Source organism: Thauera sp. K11, from assembly GCF_002354895.1.
In the GTDB taxonomy this organism is placed as follows: domain Bacteria; phylum Pseudomonadota; class Gammaproteobacteria; order Burkholderiales; family Rhodocyclaceae; genus Thauera; species Thauera sinica.
Map to the genome: position 1 here is coordinate 3135497 of NZ_CP023439.1, position 15272 is coordinate 3150768.

The 15272-nt window shown below is 68.9% G+C and carries 19 protein-coding genes and 1 pseudogene; 12 read left to right on the plus strand and 8 right to left on the minus strand.

Annotated elements, in window-relative coordinates; all coding sequences use genetic code 11:
* Positions 1 to 20: 20 nt before the first annotated feature.
* Together mog and yjgA are read right to left on the minus strand one after the other, a co-directional pair.
* Positions 21 to 611 (minus strand): molybdopterin adenylyltransferase, encoded by a 591-nt coding sequence (gene mog, locus CCZ27_RS13650; RefSeq protein WP_096449007.1) that lies wholly within the window; start codon positions 609 to 611, stop codon positions 21 to 23.
* Complete coding sequence (gene yjgA, locus CCZ27_RS13655; protein WP_096449009.1) at positions 608 to 1189, minus strand: ribosome biogenesis factor YjgA; 582 nt, start codon at positions 1187 to 1189, stop codon at positions 608 to 610. Before yjgA ends, mog begins: the two co-directional genes overlap by 4 nt.
* Positions 1190 to 1253: 64 nt before the next feature.
* Between yjgA and pmbA the strand changes: the two genes are divergently transcribed.
* From pmbA to ribD, 5 genes are all read left to right on the plus strand, one after another.
* Positions 1254 to 2594, plus strand: coding sequence for a metalloprotease PmbA (pmbA, locus tag CCZ27_RS13660; protein ID WP_096449011.1), 1341 nt, complete (start codon positions 1254 to 1256; stop codon positions 2592 to 2594).
* Between the two features lie 136 nt (positions 2595 to 2730).
* Complete coding sequence (locus CCZ27_RS13665; RefSeq protein ID WP_232516409.1) at positions 2731 to 3399, plus strand: histidine phosphatase family protein; 669 nt, start codon at positions 2731 to 2733, stop codon at positions 3397 to 3399.
* Positions 3400 to 3494: 95 nt separating this feature from the next.
* Positions 3495 to 4745 (plus strand): serine hydroxymethyltransferase, encoded by a 1251-nt coding sequence (glyA, locus tag CCZ27_RS13670; protein WP_096449013.1) that lies wholly within the window; start codon positions 3495 to 3497, stop codon positions 4743 to 4745.
* Between the two features lie 37 nt (positions 4746 to 4782).
* Positions 4783 to 5298: a transcriptional regulator NrdR gene (nrdR, locus tag CCZ27_RS13675; protein ID WP_096449015.1), complete on the plus strand. Its 516-nt coding sequence runs from the start codon at positions 4783 to 4785 to the stop codon at positions 5296 to 5298.
* A complete protein-coding gene (gene ribD / locus CCZ27_RS13680) occupies positions 5279 to 6385 on the plus strand; it encodes a bifunctional diaminohydroxyphosphoribosylaminopyrimidine deaminase/5-amino-6-(5-phosphoribosylamino)uracil reductase RibD (protein ID WP_096449017.1) in 1107 nt (368 codons plus the stop codon). Before nrdR ends, ribD begins: the two co-directional genes overlap by 20 nt.
* A gap of 78 nt (positions 6386 to 6463) precedes the next feature.
* Here the strand turns inward: ribD and CCZ27_RS13685 are convergent, their stop codons facing one another.
* The 4 genes from CCZ27_RS13685 to CCZ27_RS13700 all read right to left on the minus strand — a co-directional run bounded on the left by CCZ27_RS13685 (position 6464) and on the right by CCZ27_RS13700 (position 10590).
* Positions 6464 to 7219 carry a HesA/MoeB/ThiF family protein gene (locus CCZ27_RS13685; protein ID WP_096449019.1) on the minus strand — a complete coding sequence of 252 codons (756 nt, stop codon included), beginning with the start codon at positions 7217 to 7219 and terminating at the stop codon, positions 6464 to 6466.
* Positions 7220 to 7281: 62 nt separating this feature from the next.
* The gene (locus CCZ27_RS13690) at positions 7282 to 7731 is read right to left on the minus strand and encodes a hypothetical protein (RefSeq protein ID WP_096449021.1); all 450 of its coding nucleotides are present in this window, start codon (positions 7729 to 7731) and stop codon (positions 7282 to 7284) included.
* A 16-nt stretch (positions 7732 to 7747) separates the two neighbouring features.
* The gene (locus CCZ27_RS13695) at positions 7748 to 9127 is read right to left on the minus strand and encodes a S41 family peptidase (RefSeq protein ID WP_096449023.1); all 1380 of its coding nucleotides are present in this window, start codon (positions 9125 to 9127) and stop codon (positions 7748 to 7750) included.
* 50 nt (positions 9128 to 9177) lie between these two features.
* Positions 9178 to 10590, minus strand: a complete 1413-nt coding sequence (locus tag CCZ27_RS13700; protein WP_232516410.1) for a murein hydrolase activator EnvC family protein — start codon at positions 10588 to 10590, stop codon at positions 9178 to 9180.
* A 215-nt stretch (positions 10591 to 10805) separates the two neighbouring features.
* Between CCZ27_RS13700 and CCZ27_RS13705 the strand changes: the two genes are divergently transcribed.
* The 7 genes and pseudogenes from CCZ27_RS13705 to CCZ27_RS13730 all read left to right on the plus strand — a co-directional run bounded on the left by CCZ27_RS13705 (position 10806) and on the right by CCZ27_RS13730 (position 13867).
* Entirely contained in the window at positions 10806 to 11132 is a 327-nt protein-coding gene (locus tag CCZ27_RS13705; RefSeq protein WP_096449025.1) for an ArsR/SmtB family transcription factor, read from the plus strand.
* Positions 11133 to 11163: 31 nt separating this feature from the next.
* Positions 11164 to 11580, plus strand: a complete 417-nt coding sequence (locus tag CCZ27_RS13710) for a rhodanese-like domain-containing protein (RefSeq protein ID WP_096452568.1) — start codon at positions 11164 to 11166, stop codon at positions 11578 to 11580.
* Positions 11581 to 11582: 2 nt separating this feature from the next.
* Positions 11583 to 11852 (plus strand): glutaredoxin 3, encoded by a 270-nt coding sequence (grxC, locus tag CCZ27_RS13715; RefSeq protein ID WP_198363125.1) that lies wholly within the window; start codon positions 11583 to 11585, stop codon positions 11850 to 11852.
* Positions 11853 to 11927: 75 nt separating this feature from the next.
* A complete protein-coding gene (secB, locus tag CCZ27_RS13720) occupies positions 11928 to 12392 on the plus strand; it encodes a protein-export chaperone SecB (RefSeq protein ID WP_096449029.1) in 465 nt (154 codons plus the stop codon).
* A gap of 7 nt (positions 12393 to 12399) precedes the next feature.
* Positions 12400 to 12606 (plus strand): annotated as a pseudogene (locus tag CCZ27_RS24340) (SH3 domain-containing protein); the annotation flags it as partial.
* On the plus strand, positions 12606 to 12863 hold the full coding sequence (locus tag CCZ27_RS24345; RefSeq protein WP_232516411.1) for an SH3 domain-containing protein: 258 nt from the start codon (positions 12606 to 12608) through the stop codon (positions 12861 to 12863). The pseudogene CCZ27_RS24340 and the gene CCZ27_RS24345, both read left to right, overlap by 1 nt.
* A 17-nt stretch (positions 12864 to 12880) precedes the next feature.
* A complete protein-coding gene (locus CCZ27_RS13730; RefSeq protein ID WP_096452570.1) occupies positions 12881 to 13867 on the plus strand; it encodes an NAD(P)H-dependent glycerol-3-phosphate dehydrogenase in 987 nt (328 codons plus the stop codon).
* 42 nt (positions 13868 to 13909) lie between these two features.
* Here the strand turns inward: CCZ27_RS13730 and CCZ27_RS13735 are convergent, their stop codons facing one another.
* Entirely contained in the window at positions 13910 to 14392 is a 483-nt protein-coding gene (locus tag CCZ27_RS13735; RefSeq protein WP_096449031.1) for a tRNA (cytidine(34)-2'-O)-methyltransferase, read from the minus strand.
* A 103-nt stretch (positions 14393 to 14495) separates the two neighbouring features.
* Positions 14496 to 15215, minus strand: coding sequence for a ComF family protein (locus CCZ27_RS13740; protein ID WP_232516412.1), 720 nt, complete (start codon positions 15213 to 15215; stop codon positions 14496 to 14498).
* Positions 15216 to 15272: the final 57 nt, after the last annotated feature.

Consider the following 15272-nt stretch of genomic DNA (forward strand, 5'->3'; position numbering starts at 1 on the left):
CGCAGCCGCGCCGCCCGCGCCTACGCCTGCCGCGGGCGGATCGCGCTCTTCGGCCGGAAAGCCTTGACCACCGCGTCGTCGGTCTCGACGTAGGGGCCGCCGATGAGGTCGATGCAGTAGGGGATGGCGGCGAAGATACCCACGTGCCGCACGCTACCGTCGGCCGCGCGCACGCCTTCCAGCGTCTCGCGGATGGACTTCGGCTGGCCGGGCAGGTTGACGATCAGGCTCTTGCCGCGGATCACCGCGACCTGGCGCGACAGGATGGCGGTCGGCACGAAACTGAGGCTGATGCGCCGCATCTCCTCGCCGAAGCCGGGCATCTCCTTGTCGCCCACCGCCAGCGTCGCCTCGGGCGTGACGTCGCGCGGCGCCGGGCCGGTGCCGCCGGTGGTCAGGATCAGCGCGCAGCCGGCGACGTCGGCGAGTTCGATCAGGGTGCGCTCGATCAACGGGCGCTCGTCGGGGATCAGCCGCGTCTCGGCGCTCCACGGCGAGACCAGCGCGGCCGCCAGCCAGTCCTGCAGCGCGGGGATGCCCTGGTCTTCGTAGCGCCCGTCCGATGCGCGGTCGCTGATCGACACCAGGCCGATGCGCAGATGCCCGCTCACTGAACTGCCCGCCCGTCGTCGCCCCCGGCATCGCCTGCGGCGTCTTCCTCCTGCGCGCCGCCCTCTTCCAGTTCGCGCAGCACGCGGAACATCTCGCGGAAGGCCCTGGGCGGCTTGCCCGCCTCGCGCTCCTTCAGCGCGTTGCGGCGCAGCGTGCGCAGGTACTGCAGGTCGGCGTCGGGCCAGGCCTCGGCGATCGTGCCGATCGCCTTCTCGTCCTCCAGCAACTCGCTGCGCAGGCGTTCGAGGCGATGCATCTTCGCCACCTCGGCGGCGGAACTGCCGTTGAAGACGTCGAGCTGGGCCTGGATAGGCTCGGGGTCGATCTTGCGCATCAGCTTGCCGATGTACTGCATCTGGCGCCGGCGCGCCTCCATCTTGAAACGCTGCGCGTCCCGGATCGCCTCGTACAGCGGCTCGGGCAGCGGCACCTTCCTGAGCCGCTCGGGCGACAGCGCGACGAGTTGCTCGCCGAGATCCTGCAAGGCGTGCATCTCGCGCTTGAGGCTGGTCTTGCTGGGCGGCTCGGGCTCGGGGTCGGCATGCCCGGAGTGGCGGCGGCGCGAATCGGATTGCATCACGGCGTAGAGGGCTGGCGGGAACGGGTTAAGATTATAGCCCTTGCCCAACCCGCTCCCATCCATGTCCGCACAAGGCTTTTCCTTCTCCCAGGCGCATCTGCGCGAGATTGCCACCGACATCCTGAAGTACGCGAAGAAGCGGGGCGCCTCGGCCTGCTCGACCGACGTCTCGGAAGGCTTCGGCCAATCGGTCGCCGTGCGCAAGGGCGAGGTCGACACCATCGAATACAACCGCGACAAGGGGGTCGGCGTCACCGTTTACCTGGGCCAGCAGCGCGGCTACGCGAGCACTTCGGATTTTTCCAAGGCGGCCCTCAAGGCGACGGTGGACGCGGCGCTGTCGATCGCACGCTTCACCGCCCCCGACCCCTGCGCCGGCCTCGCCGATGCGGCGCTGATGGCGAAGGACTGCCCCGATCTCGACCTGTGCCATCCGTGGAACATCGGCGTGGACGAGGCCATCGCGCTCGCCCGGCGCTGCGAGGAGGCGGCGTTCGCGGTGAGCCCGAAGATCACCAACTCGGAAGGCGCCAACACCTCGATCCAGCAGGCGCACTTCGTCTCCGCCAACAGCCACGGCTTCGTCGGCGGCTATGCCAGCACACGCCACGGCCTGTCGTGCTCGGTGATCGCGGGCGAAGGCGACGGCATGCAGCGGGAATACTGGTACGACTCCCGGCGCGATGCCGCGGATCTGATGCCGGCCGAGGACATCGGCCGCATCGCCGGCGAGCGGGCGCTGGCGCGGCTCGGCGCGAAGAAGATCCGCACCTGCGAGGTGCCGGTGATCTTCGAGGCGCAGCTCGCTGTCGCGCTGATCGGCAACTTCGTGCAGGCTGTCAGCGGCGGCTCGCTGTACCGCAAGTCCAGCTTCCTGCTCGACAGCCTCGGACAGCAGGTGTTCTCGCCCGTCGTCGGCATCTCCGAGCGCCCTCACCTGAAGAAAGCCTTCGGTTCCAGCCCCTTCGACAACGAGGGCGTGGCCACCCGCGACCGCGAAGTGGTGGTCGACGGCGTGCTGCAGGGCTACTTCCTGTCGGCCTATTCGGCGCGCAAGCTCGGCATGCAGACCACCGGCAACGCCGGCGGCTCGCACAACCTGCGCGTCAGTGCGGGCGAAGACGACCTTCCCGCGCTGCTCCGCAGGATGGACCGCGGCCTGCTGGTCACCGAGTTGCTGGGCCATGGCGTGAACTACGTCACCGGCGACTACTCCCGCGGCGCGGCGGGCTTCTGGGTCGAGAAGGGCCGCATCAAGCACGCGGTGGAAGAGGTCACCATCGCCGGCAACCTGCGCGACATGTTCCGCGGCATCGTCGCCGTCGGCAACGACGCCCTGCCGCGCGGCGCCAAGCATTGCGGCTCCCTGCTCATCGACCGGATGAAGGTGGCCGGCCGCTGACCCGCACGCGGCGGGGTCAGGACTTTCCGCGGATGACCCTGCCCGGACGGACCATCCCATGGGTCACACGGCGCCAAAGGGCGCGCAGACCATTGCATGGCGCGGATTTGCGCCAACCTGGGGCGATTGCGTAGCGATGAACATGAACATCCATTTTCCGAACCCCGCCGGCTGCAGGATCTGCCTCGTCCGCCATGGCGAGACCGGCTGGAATGCCGAGAGGCGGCTGCAGGGACACATCGACATTCCGCTCAACGACAGGGGGCTCGCGCAGGCTGCGAGCACGGCGCGCAGCCTGGCGGACCACCGCTTCGGCGCAATGTACAGCAGCGACCTGCAGCGCGCGCACGCCACCGCACGGGCCATCGCCGGGCTCCGCCCGCAGCCGCTGAAGACCGAGCCCCGACTGCGCGAACGGCACTATGGCGTGTTCCAGGGGCTCACCCATGACGAGGCGTCGGTGCGTTTTCCCGAAGCCTATGCACGATTCAAGGCACGCGACATCGAGCAGCCGATACCCGGTGACGGCGAGAGCCTCGCCGCCTTCGCCGCCCGCGTGGTCGCGGCCCTGACCGAGATCGCGCAGCGCCACGCCGGCGAACGGGTGCTCGTCGTCGCGCACGGCGGCGTGCTGGACGTCGCGCACCGCCTCGCCGCCGGCAAGCCGCTGCACACGCCGCGCGACTTCACGATCCCGAACGCGGCGCTGAACTGGATCGAGCACGACGCCGGGCGGTGGCGCCTGATCGCCTGGGGCGACGAGCGCCATCTCGCGCACGCGCTGGACGAGTTGCCGAACGCCTGACCCCGCCTTTCCGCCAGCCCGCCGCCCGGGGGCGTGAAAGCCCGCCCGTGATAGAATTCCTGCCCGAAATCAATTCTCTTTTCAGAGTCCGCTCCATGTTCTCCTCGCAAGACACCCTCGCCAAGGTCGATCCCGAACTGTGGGCCGCCATCCAGGCGGAGAACCGCCGCCAGGAAGATCACATCGAACTGATCGCTTCGGAAAACTACGTCTCCCGCGCCGTGATGGAAGCCCAGGGCTCCCAGCTCACGAACAAGTACGCGGAAGGCTATCCGGGCAAGCGCTACTACGGGGGCTGCGAGCATGTCGACGTCGCCGAACAACTGGCGATCGACCGCCTCAGGAAGCTGTTCGGCGCCGAAGCGGCCAACGTGCAGCCGAATTCGGGCTCGCAGGCCAACCAGGCGGTGCTGATGGCCTTCGCCAAGCCGGGCGACACCATCATGGGCATGAGCCTGGCCGAAGGCGGCCACCTGACCCACGGCATGCCGCTCAACATGTCGGGCAAGTGGTTCAACGTCGTCGCCTACGGCCTGAACGAGAAGGAAGAGATCGACTACGACAAGATGGAAGCGCTGGCGCGCGAACACAAGCCGCGCATCATCATTGCCGGCGCGTCGGCCTATTCGCTGCGCATCGATTTCGAGCGCTTCGCGAAGGTCGCCAGGGAAATCGGCGCCATCTTCTGGGTCGACATGGCGCACTACGCCGGCCTGATCGCGGCGGGTTTCTACCCGAACCCCGTTCCCCATGCCGACGTCGTCACCTCGACCACCCACAAGACGCTGCGCGGCCCGCGCGGCGGCATCATCCTGATGAAGGCCGAGCACGAGAAGGCGATCAACTCCGCCATCTTCCCCGGCCTGCAGGGTGGCCCGCTGATGCACGTGATCGCGGCGAAGGCGGTGTCGTTCAAGGAAGCGGCCTCCCCCGCCTTCCGCAACTACCAGGAACAGGTCATCGCCAATGCCCGCGTGATGGCGCGCGTGCTCTCCGAGGAGCGCGGCCTGCGCATCATCTCCGGCCGCACCGAGAGCCACGTCTTCCTCGTCGACCTGCGTCCGAAGAAGATCACCGGCAAGGCCGCCGAAGCCGTGCTGGGCAGCGCCCACATCACGGTGAACAAGAACTCGATCCCGAACGATCCCGAAAAGCCCTTCGTCACCTCCGGCATCCGCATCGGCTCGCCGGCCATGACCACCCGCGGCTTCACCGAGATCGAGGCGGAGCAGATCGCCCACTTGATCGCCGACGTGCTCGACGCTCCGGAGGACCAGGCGGCGATCGCGCGCGTGCGCGGCCAGGTGGCCGAGCTGTGCGCGAAGTTCCCGGTGTACGGCAAGTGACCGGCCCCGGCGGGGCGCGAGCCCTGCCCGACCTGCCATGAAATGCCCCTTCTGCGGCGACCCCAACACCCAGGTCACCGACACGCGCGAGAACGAGGACGGCGACGTCGTGAGGCGTCGCCGTCGCTGCGTCAAGTGCGACAAGCGCTTCACCACCTACGAGCGCATCGACCTCAAGATGCCGCACATCGTCAAGCGCAACGGCAACCGCACCGAGTTCGACCACGACAAGCTCGCCGGCAGCATGAAGCTGGCGCTGCGCAAGCGTCCGGTGACGATGGAGGCGATCGAGGCGGCGGTCGACCGCATCGAGGCGCGGCTGCTGTCCATGGGCGAGCAGGAGGTACCGAGCGCGAAGATCGGCGAACTGGTGATGAAGGAGCTGAAGAAGCTCGACAAGGTCGCCTACATCCGCTTCGCCTCGGTGTATCGCAACTTCGCCGACGTCGACGAATTCTCCGAGGTGATCCGCGAGGTCCAGGCCCGGCCCAGGCGCGGGCGCCCGCCCGCGCAGCCGGCGGCCGATTCCGAGAATGACCTTTTCGGCAACTGACCACGCTGCGATGGCGCAGGCGCTGGCGCTCGCGGCGCGCGGGCTGGAAACGACCTCGCCCAATCCGCGCGTCGGCTGCATCCTGATGAAGGACGGACGGATCGTGGGCGAAGGGTGGCATCGGCGCGCCGGCGAGCCCCATGCCGAAGTCCACGCACTGTCGATGGCCGGCAGCGCGGCGCAGGGCTCCACCGCCTACGTGACCCTGGAGCCCTGCTCCCACTTCGGCCGTACCCCGCCCTGCGCCGACGCACTGATCGAGGCCGGCGTCAGCCGCGTGGTCGCGGCGATGGAAGACCCCAATCCGCTCGTCGCCGGCCGCGGGCTCGCCCGCCTGCGGGCCGCCGGCATCGCCACCCAGCACGGACTGCTGCTGCAGCAGGCGCAGGAACTCAACATCGGCTTCGTGTCGCGCATGACGCGCGGCCGGCCGTGGCTGCGGCTGAAGGCGGCGAGCACGCTGGACGGCAAGACCGCCCTCGGCAACGGCGCCAGCCAGTGGATCACCGGCGAAGCCGCCCGGCGCGACGGCCATCGCTGGCGCGCGCGCGCCTGCGCCATCCTGACCGGCATCGGCACGGTGCGCGAGGACGACCCGCAGCTCACCGTACGGGCCGTGCCCTGCGAGCGTCAGCCGTTGCGCATCGTCGTCGATGCCAGGCTCGAAATCTCGCCGCGGGCGCGCATCCTGCATGGCGACCCCATTCTGATCGTCACGGCGAGCGAGGACGGGCCGCGCATCCGCGCGCTGGAAGCCGACGGCCACCAGGTCGTCGTCCTGCCCAACGCCGCGGGCAAGGTCGATCTGCCCAGGTTGATGCAGGTGCTTGCCGAGCGCGGGCTCAACGAGATCCACGCCGAGGCCGGTCTCGGGCTGAACGGCTCGCTGCTGCGCGAGCACTGCGTCGATGAGCTGCTTCTCTACGTCGCGCCGATGCTGGTCGGCGACGCGGCCCAGGGCCTGTTCAGGCTGCCCGAGCTCGCCAGCCTGGACGATGCCAGGCGCCTGCGCATACACGACCTGCGCAGCATCGGCGACGACTTCCGGCTGCTCGCGCGGCCGATCCCGCCGGCGGAAGCCGCTTAGGGCGGACTGCGGTTCGCCGCGCCCTCCTGCCCTGCGGCGGTCCGGCCTCTCCCCGTCCGGCGCGGCGCGAACTCCGCGCTACCGCGCGGCACTGCCGCACACGGCGCAGCCCGGGTCCCTGCCGAACGCGACGCTGCGCCAGGTCATCGACAGGCCGTCGAGCAACAGCAACCGGCCGGCCAGCGGCTCGCCGCAGCCGACGATCAGCTTCAGCGCCTCGGCGGCCTGGGTCGCGCCGATGATGCCCACCAGCGGCGCGAACACGCCCATCACCGCGCAGCGCACTTCTTCCACGTCGTCCCCCTCGGGGAACAGGCAGTGATAGCAGGCCGCCTGCGGCCGGCGCATGTCGAACACCGACACCTGGCCGTCGAAACGAATCGCCGCCCCGGACACCAGTGGCTTGCGATGGCGCACGCAGGCCCGGTTGACGCCGTGGCGGGTGGCGAAATTGTCGCTGCAGTCCAGCACCACGTCCGCCGCGGCCACCTGCTCGGCCAGGGCCTCCCCTTCGAGTCGCCGCGCGATCGTCTCCACGCGGCACAGTGGATTGAGGCGATGCAGCGTGTCGCGCCCCGACTCGACCTTCGGCTGCCCTACGGCCTGCGTGGAATGCAGGATCTGGCGCTGCAGGTTGGTGAGATCCACCGCATCGTCATCGGCCAGCGCCAGCGTGCCGACGCCGGCCGCAGCCAGATACATGGCCGCCGGCGAGCCGAGCCCGCCGGCGCCGACGACGAGCACGCGCGCGCCGAGTATCGCCTCCTGGCCGGCGACATCGATCTCGGGCAGCAGGATGTGGCGGCTGTAGCGCAGCAGCTGATCGTCGTTCATGGCCGGTGGGCGCATTGCAGCGCGGCTTGGAGCACGACCGGTCCGGGGCGGCCGGACTCGTCTTATCTGTATTCGCGAAGTTCGGGCGGCGTATCGTCGTGATCGCCGTGCACGTGGTGACTCCACGCCTGGATGTAGACCTCGTGCGACTGCTTGATCAGCCGTTCGGGCGAAACCAGGTTGTGGCGCTGGGTTTCCTCGGTGAAATACACCAGCGCGCGTACCAGCTTCATGTACAGCGAGTCGTCCAGGGCGAAGCCGGCTTCCCGCAGGGCGTCCTCCAGCGCTTCGAGCGAATGGTCGAGAACGGAGTAACGCACGGTCAGCGCAAGCTCGCGACCGGTGCGCTCCACCTCCACGCCCTCGAGCATGCTCAACGCCCGCCAGGCCCGCTCATGCTGCCCGGGCGGCGTCGGCTTGAAGCGCAGTTCGCGCTGCTTGATCAGCCCCGTGCCGCGGGCGCGGTGCTCATGATGCCTGCCGGCCAGCTTGTAGGCGGTTTCCCGACGCATCACGAGCCCCCTGCATCTACTTGCTCTTGCTCTGGACGATCTGCAGCCCCTTGAGAAGGTTGATCGCCTGGTCGAGCTGGCGGTCGTCCTTGCCCGCCAGTTCGAAGCGCGGCTGCTCCGCCGCCTCGTCCTCGGCCGGCGCGGCGGTCTTGTCCTTCTGCTCGGTCTTGCGCTCGGCGTCCGGGTCCTTGTCGTTGCCGAGGTGGCGCTGCAGGTCGGCCTCGCGCACACGCTTGCTCGAGCCGTTCGCGGTGTCCTCGACGACGATGTCCGGCTCGATTCCCTTGGCCTGGATGGAGCGCCCGCTCGGGGTGTAGTAGCGCGCGGTGGTGAGCTTGATCGCGGTGTTGTTGTTGAGCGGCAGGATGGTCTGCACCGAGCCCTTGCCGAAGGTCTGCGTCCCCATCACCACCGCGCGTTTGTGATCCTGCAGCGCACCGGCGACGATCTCGGAAGCCGACGCCGAACCGCCGTTCACCAGCACCACCATCGGCAGGTCGCGCGCCGTGGGCGGCACGTTGCGCAGGAAATCGTCGCGCGTACCGCGCAGGTAGTCCTCGGGGGAAGCGCGATACTCGCGCTTGGCGTCCTCGGTGCGGCCGTCGGTCGACACCACCAGGGTGTTGGCCGGCAGGAAGGCGGCGGCCACGCCGACGGCACCGTGCAGCAGGCCGCCCGGATCGTTGCGCAGATCCAGCACCATGCCCTTCAGGTCGTTGCCCTTGGCGAGCTTGTCGAGATGCTGCACCAGCGAGGCCGCGGTGTTTTCCTGGAACTGGGCGATGCGCACGTACCCGTAGCCGGGCTCGACGATCTTCGACTTCACGCTCTGCACCTTGATGATCTCGCGCGTCAGCGTGATCACGATCGGGCGGTTCTCGCCCTTGCGCATGATGGTCAGCACGATGTCGGTCTTGGGCTTGCCGCGCATGCGCTTGACCGCGTCGTTCAGGCTCATGCCCTTCACCGGCGTGTCGTCGAGCTTGACGATCAGGTCGCCCGTCTTCACGCCGGCGCGGAACGCGGGCGTGTCCTCGATCGGCGAGACGACCTTGACGAAGCCGTCCTCCATGCCGACCTCGATGCCCAGCCCGCCGAATTCGCCCTGCGTACCGACCTGGAGATCCTTGAACGCCTCGGCGTCCAGATAGGCCGAATGCGGATCGAGCCCGGACAGCATGCCGCTGATCGCATCGGTGATGAGCCTCTTGTCCTCGACGGGCTCCACGTAGCCCTGCTTGATCGCGTTGAACACGTCGGCGAACGCGCGCAGTTCCTCGACCGGCAAGGGCGCCAGCGCCACCTTGTCGGCATTGGCGGAAAAATTGAGGCTGATCATCACGCCGGCGAACACGCCCGTCATGACCAGTCCGAACTGCTTCAGCTTGCTGCGCATGAGAACTCCATCGGAGAAGATGCCTTCGCGACGCCGCGCGCCGCCTCTTTCTATCTGAGCCTGACCCACTGCATAGGATCGAGGGGACGACCCTGGTGGCGGATTTCGAAGTATAAACCCGAATCCGCCACGCCTCCGCCGGCCCCCACGCTGGCCACGACGTCGCCGCCCTTCACCGCGGCGCCGACCTCCTTCAGCAAGGCGTCATTGTTGCCATAGACCGACAGGTAGTCGCCGCCGTGGTCGATGATGAGCAGATTGCCATAGCCTCGCAGCCAGTCGGAAAAGACGACCTCGCCTGCTGCAACCGCCCTCACGTCGCTGCCGCTGGCAGCGCGGATGAAGACACCCTTCCACGTGGTCCCGCCTTCCGCCCTTTGAGCACCGAAGCGTCCGATGAGTTCGCCGCGCACCGGGAAATGCAGTTGGCCGCGCAACTGGCCGAAATTGACGTTGGTCGGCGTCGGCCCGGCGCTGCGCGCGACCTCCGCCACCACCGGCTCGACGCGACGCGCCGGTGCCGGAGCGGATGCCGTGCCGACCGGCGGCCCCGGCGAAATTTCCCCCGAACGCGCCTGGGACGCGCGCTGTTCCGCCGCGCGCTGCTCGGCGGCCCGTTGCGCGGCGGCACGCTGCTCCGCTGCCCTCATTTCGGCCGCCCGCCGCTCCGCGGCAGCACGCCGGGCCGCCTCGCGCGCGGCCTGTTCGCGGGCGCGCTTGACCAGGGTGTCGATGAGCCGCGCAAGACGCTGTTCGTCCTGCTGCAGATCGCTCACTTCCTTGCGCTGGCTCTGCAACTGGACCGACAGCGCGGCGAGCGCCTGGCGCCGCTGGACGTGGACGGATTCGAGTTCGGTCCGCTGGCGGCGCTGTTCGGACTCCAGCCCCACGAGGCGGTCGCGCCGCGCGGCGATGTCCGCGGCACGGGCGCGGGTATCGCGCAGGTCGGCGCGCAGGCCATCGATCAGTTCCAGCCGCGCACGCCCCAGATGTTCGAGATAGTGCGCGTCGCGCGCGATCTGGTTGGGATCGCGCTCGGCGAGCAGCGGCGCCACGCCGTCGGCCGGCCCGTGCATGTAGTGCCGGCGCAGCCAGTCGCCCAGTTCGCCCTGGCGCGCCGCGATGCGCGACAGCACCACCTGCTGCTGCGCCTCGAGCGCCGCCACCTGCTTCTCGGCCTCCGCGCGCTCGCCTTCGATCTCCCGCAGCCGGCGCTGCACGCGCGACACCGCACGCTCCGCCTCCGCCACCGCCTCGGCCGCACCCGAGCGCGACGCCTCGGTCTGCGCCATGTCCTTCTGCAGATCGCGGATGCGGCGCTTGAGATCGTCGAGGTCGGAACGCTTGTCGGTGAGATCGGTTCCGGACTGCGCATCCGCCACCCCGGGCAGACCCGCGGCGGCAAGCGAAATCAGGACCGATGCGAGCATCGCGCGCACGGCCGCTCCCTTGCGGTGCGCCACGCCCAACTCAGCCCCGGGCCCTGCCCTGGCCTGCAGCGCCGGCGCAGCCTTCGTCGTTCCACATGGATGCGCCGTGGCGAAGCAGAGCGGTATCGTTCATGTTGCGGGAGCTTTCGTGTGCGGTTCGGAGGTCGGGCCGGATCTGAGCCGGCTATCCGACCATGAGCAGAATGCGATATTTTATACTACCTGCCTCGCCGAACCCGACCCCGCTCGTGAACAAAGACGACATCCTCGCGCTCATCGACAAGGACGAGCACATCGAGACCGCCGCGCGCGCACTCAAGGCCATCGCCCATCCGCTGCGCCTGAAGATCCTCTGCGTGCTCGGCGACAGCGAAGTGTGCGTGCAGGACATCGTGGAAGCGGTCGGCACCTCGCAGAGCAACATCTCCCAGCATCTCGCGATCCTGCGCGACAAGGGTGTCCTGCAGACGCGCAAGGATGCAAACCGGGTGTACTACCGTGTGGGCGACCAGCGCACGCTGCAGTTGATCGGCCTCATGCGCGAAGTATTCTGCGGCCCCACCCCCGAGACTTGACAAGACCCCCATCCGACGGAGCATGCATTTCGTGGAATTCCTGCAACAAAATTGGTACTGGGCTGCCCTCGCCGCGGCGAGCGGCAGTTGGCTGCTGTTCGACTTCGTCCGCAATCAGGGCGGCCAGGGCGTGCTGTCGCCGGTCGAAGCCACGCTGCTGATCAATCGCGAAGACGCCATCGTCGTCGACGTGCGCGACCAGGGCGAATATGCCCAGGGCCACGTTCCCAACGCCCGCCACGTGCCGCTCGCCGAACTCGCGCGCCGCACCGGGGAGCTCGAGAAGTTCAAGAGCCGTCCGCTGATCCTGTACTGCGCCAGCGGCGCCCGCTCGGCCTCGGCCGTGGCCCAGTTGAAGAAGGCGGGCTTCGAGAAGCTCTACAACCTGCGCGGCGGCCTGATCGAATGGGAAAAGGCTGGCCAGCCGGTCAGCCGCAAGAGGAAATGACCATGCAGCCTGCAATCCGGATGTACTCGACCGCCGTCTGCCCCTACTGCGTAAGGGCTGAGCAACTGCTCCTGCGCAAGGGCGTGACGACGCTCGAAAAGATCCGCATCGACCTCGACCCGGCACGCCGCGACGAGATGATGACGATCACCGGACGCCGCACGGTTCCGCAGATCTTCATCGGCGACTACCATGTCGGCGGCTGCGACGAGCTCCATGCCCTCGACCGCGAGGGCCGGCTCGACCCGCTGCTGCGCGGCGAAGCCGCCTGAGGCCGGCCGGCGCCGTGCCGGCAATCCCTTCTCCCTTCCCATCCACCTGTCCACCTCACTTCCCGGAACACCCAAATGACCGAAAACGCGCAACCCGTCTTCTCCATCGAAAAGATCTACGTGAAGGATCTGTCGCTCGAAGTGCCGGGCGCCCCGCAGATCTATCTCGAACGCGAGACGCCCGAAATCAATGTCCAGTTGCGCACCGAAGGCCGCGGCCTCGACGAGGGCCTGTACGAAGTGGTCCTCACGGTCACCGTCACCGCCCGGCTCGGCGGCGACCGCAACGTATTCCTGATCGAAGTGGCCCAGGGCGGCGTCTTCCAGATCCGCAACATCCCCGAAGGCGATCTCGAGCCGGTGATGATGATCGGCTGCCCCAACATCCTGTTCCCCTACGCCCGCGAATCGGTGTCGGACGCCATCACCCGCGCCGGCTTCCAGCCCGTGCAGCTCGCGCCGGTGAATTTCGAGGCCCTCTACCAGGCCCAGCGCGAACAGGCTGCCGTGCGGGACGCCGGCGAAGTCCCCATCCAGTGAGCTGAAGATGCGTAACGCCCCCGCCCTGCGCCGCTCCCTCGGCGCCGCCTTCGTGCTGGCCTGCGGCCTTGGCGCGGGCGGCGTCGCCCATGCGATCGAATATCGCTCGGTCGCCGCGCCCGCCATCCTCTATGACGCCCCGTCCGAGAAGGGCAAGCGCCTGTTCATCGTGTCGGCCGGCACGCCGGTGGAAGTGGTCGTGACGCTGGACAAGTGGATCAAGGTGCGCGAACCGGCCGGCTCGATCACCTGGATCGAACGCAGCGCACTCAGCACCAAGCGCACCGTCCAGATCAGCGCGACGCGGGCGGTGGTGCGCAGGCAGCCGACCGAATCGTCGACGGCGGTGTTCGAGGCCGCCAAGGACGTCGTGCTGGAGCTTTCCGACCCCCCGCCGAAGGCTGGGCCAAGGTTCGCCACACCGACGGCGCTTCCGGCTACGTCCGCGTCAACGAGGTCTGGGGTCTGTGACGCCGGCCGGCGGAGGCATGCGCCGCATCAGCGTCTTCGGCGCCGGCGCGTGGGGCACCGCGCTCGCCCAGTCCTTCGCCGACCATCACCGCGTGCGCCTGTGGGGGCGAGACCACAGGCTGATGGACGAATTGTGCCGCACGCGCGAAAACCGGCGCTATCTGCCGGACATCCGGCTCAGCGACGCGCTCGAATTCGAACCGGATTTCGCCCGCGCGGCGCAGGGGGCCGACCTGCACCTGGTCGTCACGCCGCTGGCCGGCCTGCGCGAAACGGTGCGGACGCTCGATCGCATCGCGCCCGGCGTCCCGCTGCTGTGGGCCTGCAAGGGCCTGGAGGCAGGCAGCGGCAAGCTGCCGCACGAGATCATCACCGAAGAGATCGGCGCGGCGGCGCGGTGCGGCGTGCTCACCGGCCCCAGCTTCGCCGCCGAAGTGGCACGCGGCCTGCCGACGGCCATCACGCTGGCGGCCGCCGACCTCGCGTTCGCCGAGACCTGGGTCGGCATGCTGCATCAGCCGCGCCTGCGCATCTATGCCAACACCGACCTGGTCGGCTGCGAGATCGGCGGAGCGGTCAAGAACGTCATGGCGATCGCCGCGGGCGTGTCGGACGGGATGGGCTTCGGCCTCAACGCCCGTGCCGCGTTGATCACCCGCGGGCTGGCCGAGATCGCGCGCCTGGGCCGGGCGCTGGGCGGCCGCGGCGAAACGCTGATGGGCCTGGCCGGCGTGGGCGACCTGATCCTCACCTGTACCGGGGATCTGTCGCGCAACCGCCGGGTGGGCCTGGCGCTCGCCCAGGGCAAGAGCCTGGCCGACATCCTGCGCGACCTCGGCCACGTCGCGGAAGGCGTGTCGACCGCGCGCGAGGTCGTCAGCCTCGCGCGCCGGCAGCAGGTCGAGATGCCGATCTGCGAGGCGGTCGACGCCCTGCTTCATCACGGCCGCGGCGCGCGGGCGGCCGTCGAACAACTCCTCGCACGCGACCCGCGCCACGAATAGCGAAGCACTGCCCGCCGTGGACCGCCGGCAAGGCGGGGCACGTCAGGCCGGGCCCGGCGCCTCCGCCGCACCGGCGAAACCATGCTGCCGCCAGGCTTCGTACACCACCACCGCCACCGCATTCGACAGGTTGATGCTGCGGTTGGTCGGGCGCATCGGGATGCGGAGCCGCAAGCCGGCAGGAAACTCCGCCAGCAGCGCGGCGGGCAGGCCGCTGCTTTCCGGCCCGAACACCAGCACGTCGCCCTCGCGGTAAGCGATCTCATCGTGGCGCACTGCGCCTTTCGTCGTCAGCGCGAAGAAACGACGCCCGCAAAGATGCGCACGGCAGGCATCCCAGCCGCGATGCACGGTGACGTGGGCGAGGTCGTGATAATCCAGGCCGGCACGCGCGAGATGCTTGTCGGACAGATCGAAACCAAGCGGCTCGACCAGATGCAGCCTGGCGCCGGCATTGGCGGACAGGCGGATCACGTTGCCGGTATTGGGCGGGATCTCGGGCTGGAACAGGACGATATCGAACATCGATGCAGAAGCGGCACGGCGCGCGGGAACCGCGCCGGGGTCGAAAAGGGCGGCCGCATGCGCCACGGACGCGCCGTGCGGGCGGCGGGTGCGGAACTCTAGCTCAATCCGGCACCGGCGTGCGGGCGATGACGAAATTGCCGACCCAGGCCGCACCCCGCTGCTTCAGCACCCGCGCCAGTTCGTCCAGCGTGGCGCCCGTCGTCATGACGTCGTCGACGACTGCAATCCGCAGGCCGTCCAGCGGTACCTTGCAGACGAAGGCGCCGCGCGTGTTTCGCAGCCGCATCTCGCGGTCGAGCCCGGCCTGCGCGACCGTGTTGCGGATGCGCCGCACCGACGCCAGTTCCATCGGCAGACCGCTGGCGCGCGCGAGCGGACGCGCGATCTCCACCGCCTGGTTGAAACCGCGCTCGGCCAGCCGCTGCGGATGCAGCGGCATCGGCAGGACGAGGTCGGCCTGCAGCCGCAGGTCGGCCGCCAGACGAACCAATTCGCCGGCGAAGAAATCCGACAGCGCGAGGCGATGGCCGTATTTCAGCGCATGCAGCATCGCCTCGACCGGAAACGCGTAGTCGAAGACGGCCCGCGTCGCATCGAAGGCGGGGGGATGGCGCAGGCAGCGGCCGCAGGTGAGCCCGTCGGCCGTCGGCTCCGCACACACCGGACAGGCAGCGGCCGCGTGGAAGGGCAGTTCGCCACGGCATGCATCGCACACCGCCTGGCCGTCCGCATGGCTGCCGCAGACGAAACACTCCTGCGGCATCAACAGGTCGGCGACATACAGCAACAGGCCACGCAGGGCGTCGGGGGCGTTTGACAAGGTTTCGACCGCTGGCAGAACATTCGGGGTTCCGAACCACGCCGTCCATTACAGCGT

Excerpts from the sequence above, each read along its gene's own strand:
- yjgA (WP_096449009.1), bottom strand. The coding sequence starts at position 1,189 with ATGCAATCCGATTCGCGCCGCCGCCACTCCGGGCATGCCGACCCCGAG.
- pmbA (WP_096449011.1), top strand. The coding sequence starts at position 1,254 with ATGTCCGCACAAGGCTTTTCCTTCTCCCAGGCGCATCTGCGCGAGATT.
- CCZ27_RS13665 (WP_232516409.1), top strand. The coding sequence starts at position 2,731 with ATGAACATGAACATCCATTTTCCGAACCCCGCCGGCTGCAGGATCTGC.
- glyA (WP_096449013.1), top strand. The coding sequence starts at position 3,495 with ATGTTCTCCTCGCAAGACACCCTCGCCAAGGTCGATCCCGAACTGTGG.
- nrdR (WP_096449015.1), top strand. The coding sequence starts at position 4,783 with ATGAAATGCCCCTTCTGCGGCGACCCCAACACCCAGGTCACCGACACG.
- ribD (WP_096449017.1), top strand. The coding sequence starts at position 5,279 with ATGACCTTTTCGGCAACTGACCACGCTGCGATGGCGCAGGCGCTGGCG.
- CCZ27_RS13685 (WP_096449019.1), bottom strand. The coding sequence starts at position 7,219 with ATGAACGACGATCAGCTGCTGCGCTACAGCCGCCACATCCTGCTGCCC.
- CCZ27_RS13690 (WP_096449021.1), bottom strand. The coding sequence starts at position 7,731 with ATGCGTCGGGAAACCGCCTACAAGCTGGCCGGCAGGCATCATGAGCAC.
- CCZ27_RS13695 (WP_096449023.1), bottom strand. The coding sequence starts at position 9,127 with ATGCGCAGCAAGCTGAAGCAGTTCGGACTGGTCATGACGGGCGTGTTC.
- grxC (WP_198363125.1), top strand. The coding sequence starts at position 11,583 with ATGCAGCCTGCAATCCGGATGTACTCGACCGCCGTCTGCCCCTACTGC.
- secB (WP_096449029.1), top strand. The coding sequence starts at position 11,928 with ATGACCGAAAACGCGCAACCCGTCTTCTCCATCGAAAAGATCTACGTG.
- CCZ27_RS13730 (WP_096452570.1), top strand. The coding sequence starts at position 12,881 with ATGCGCCGCATCAGCGTCTTCGGCGCCGGCGCGTGGGGCACCGCGCTC.
- CCZ27_RS13735 (WP_096449031.1), bottom strand. The coding sequence starts at position 14,392 with ATGTTCGATATCGTCCTGTTCCAGCCCGAGATCCCGCCCAATACCGGC.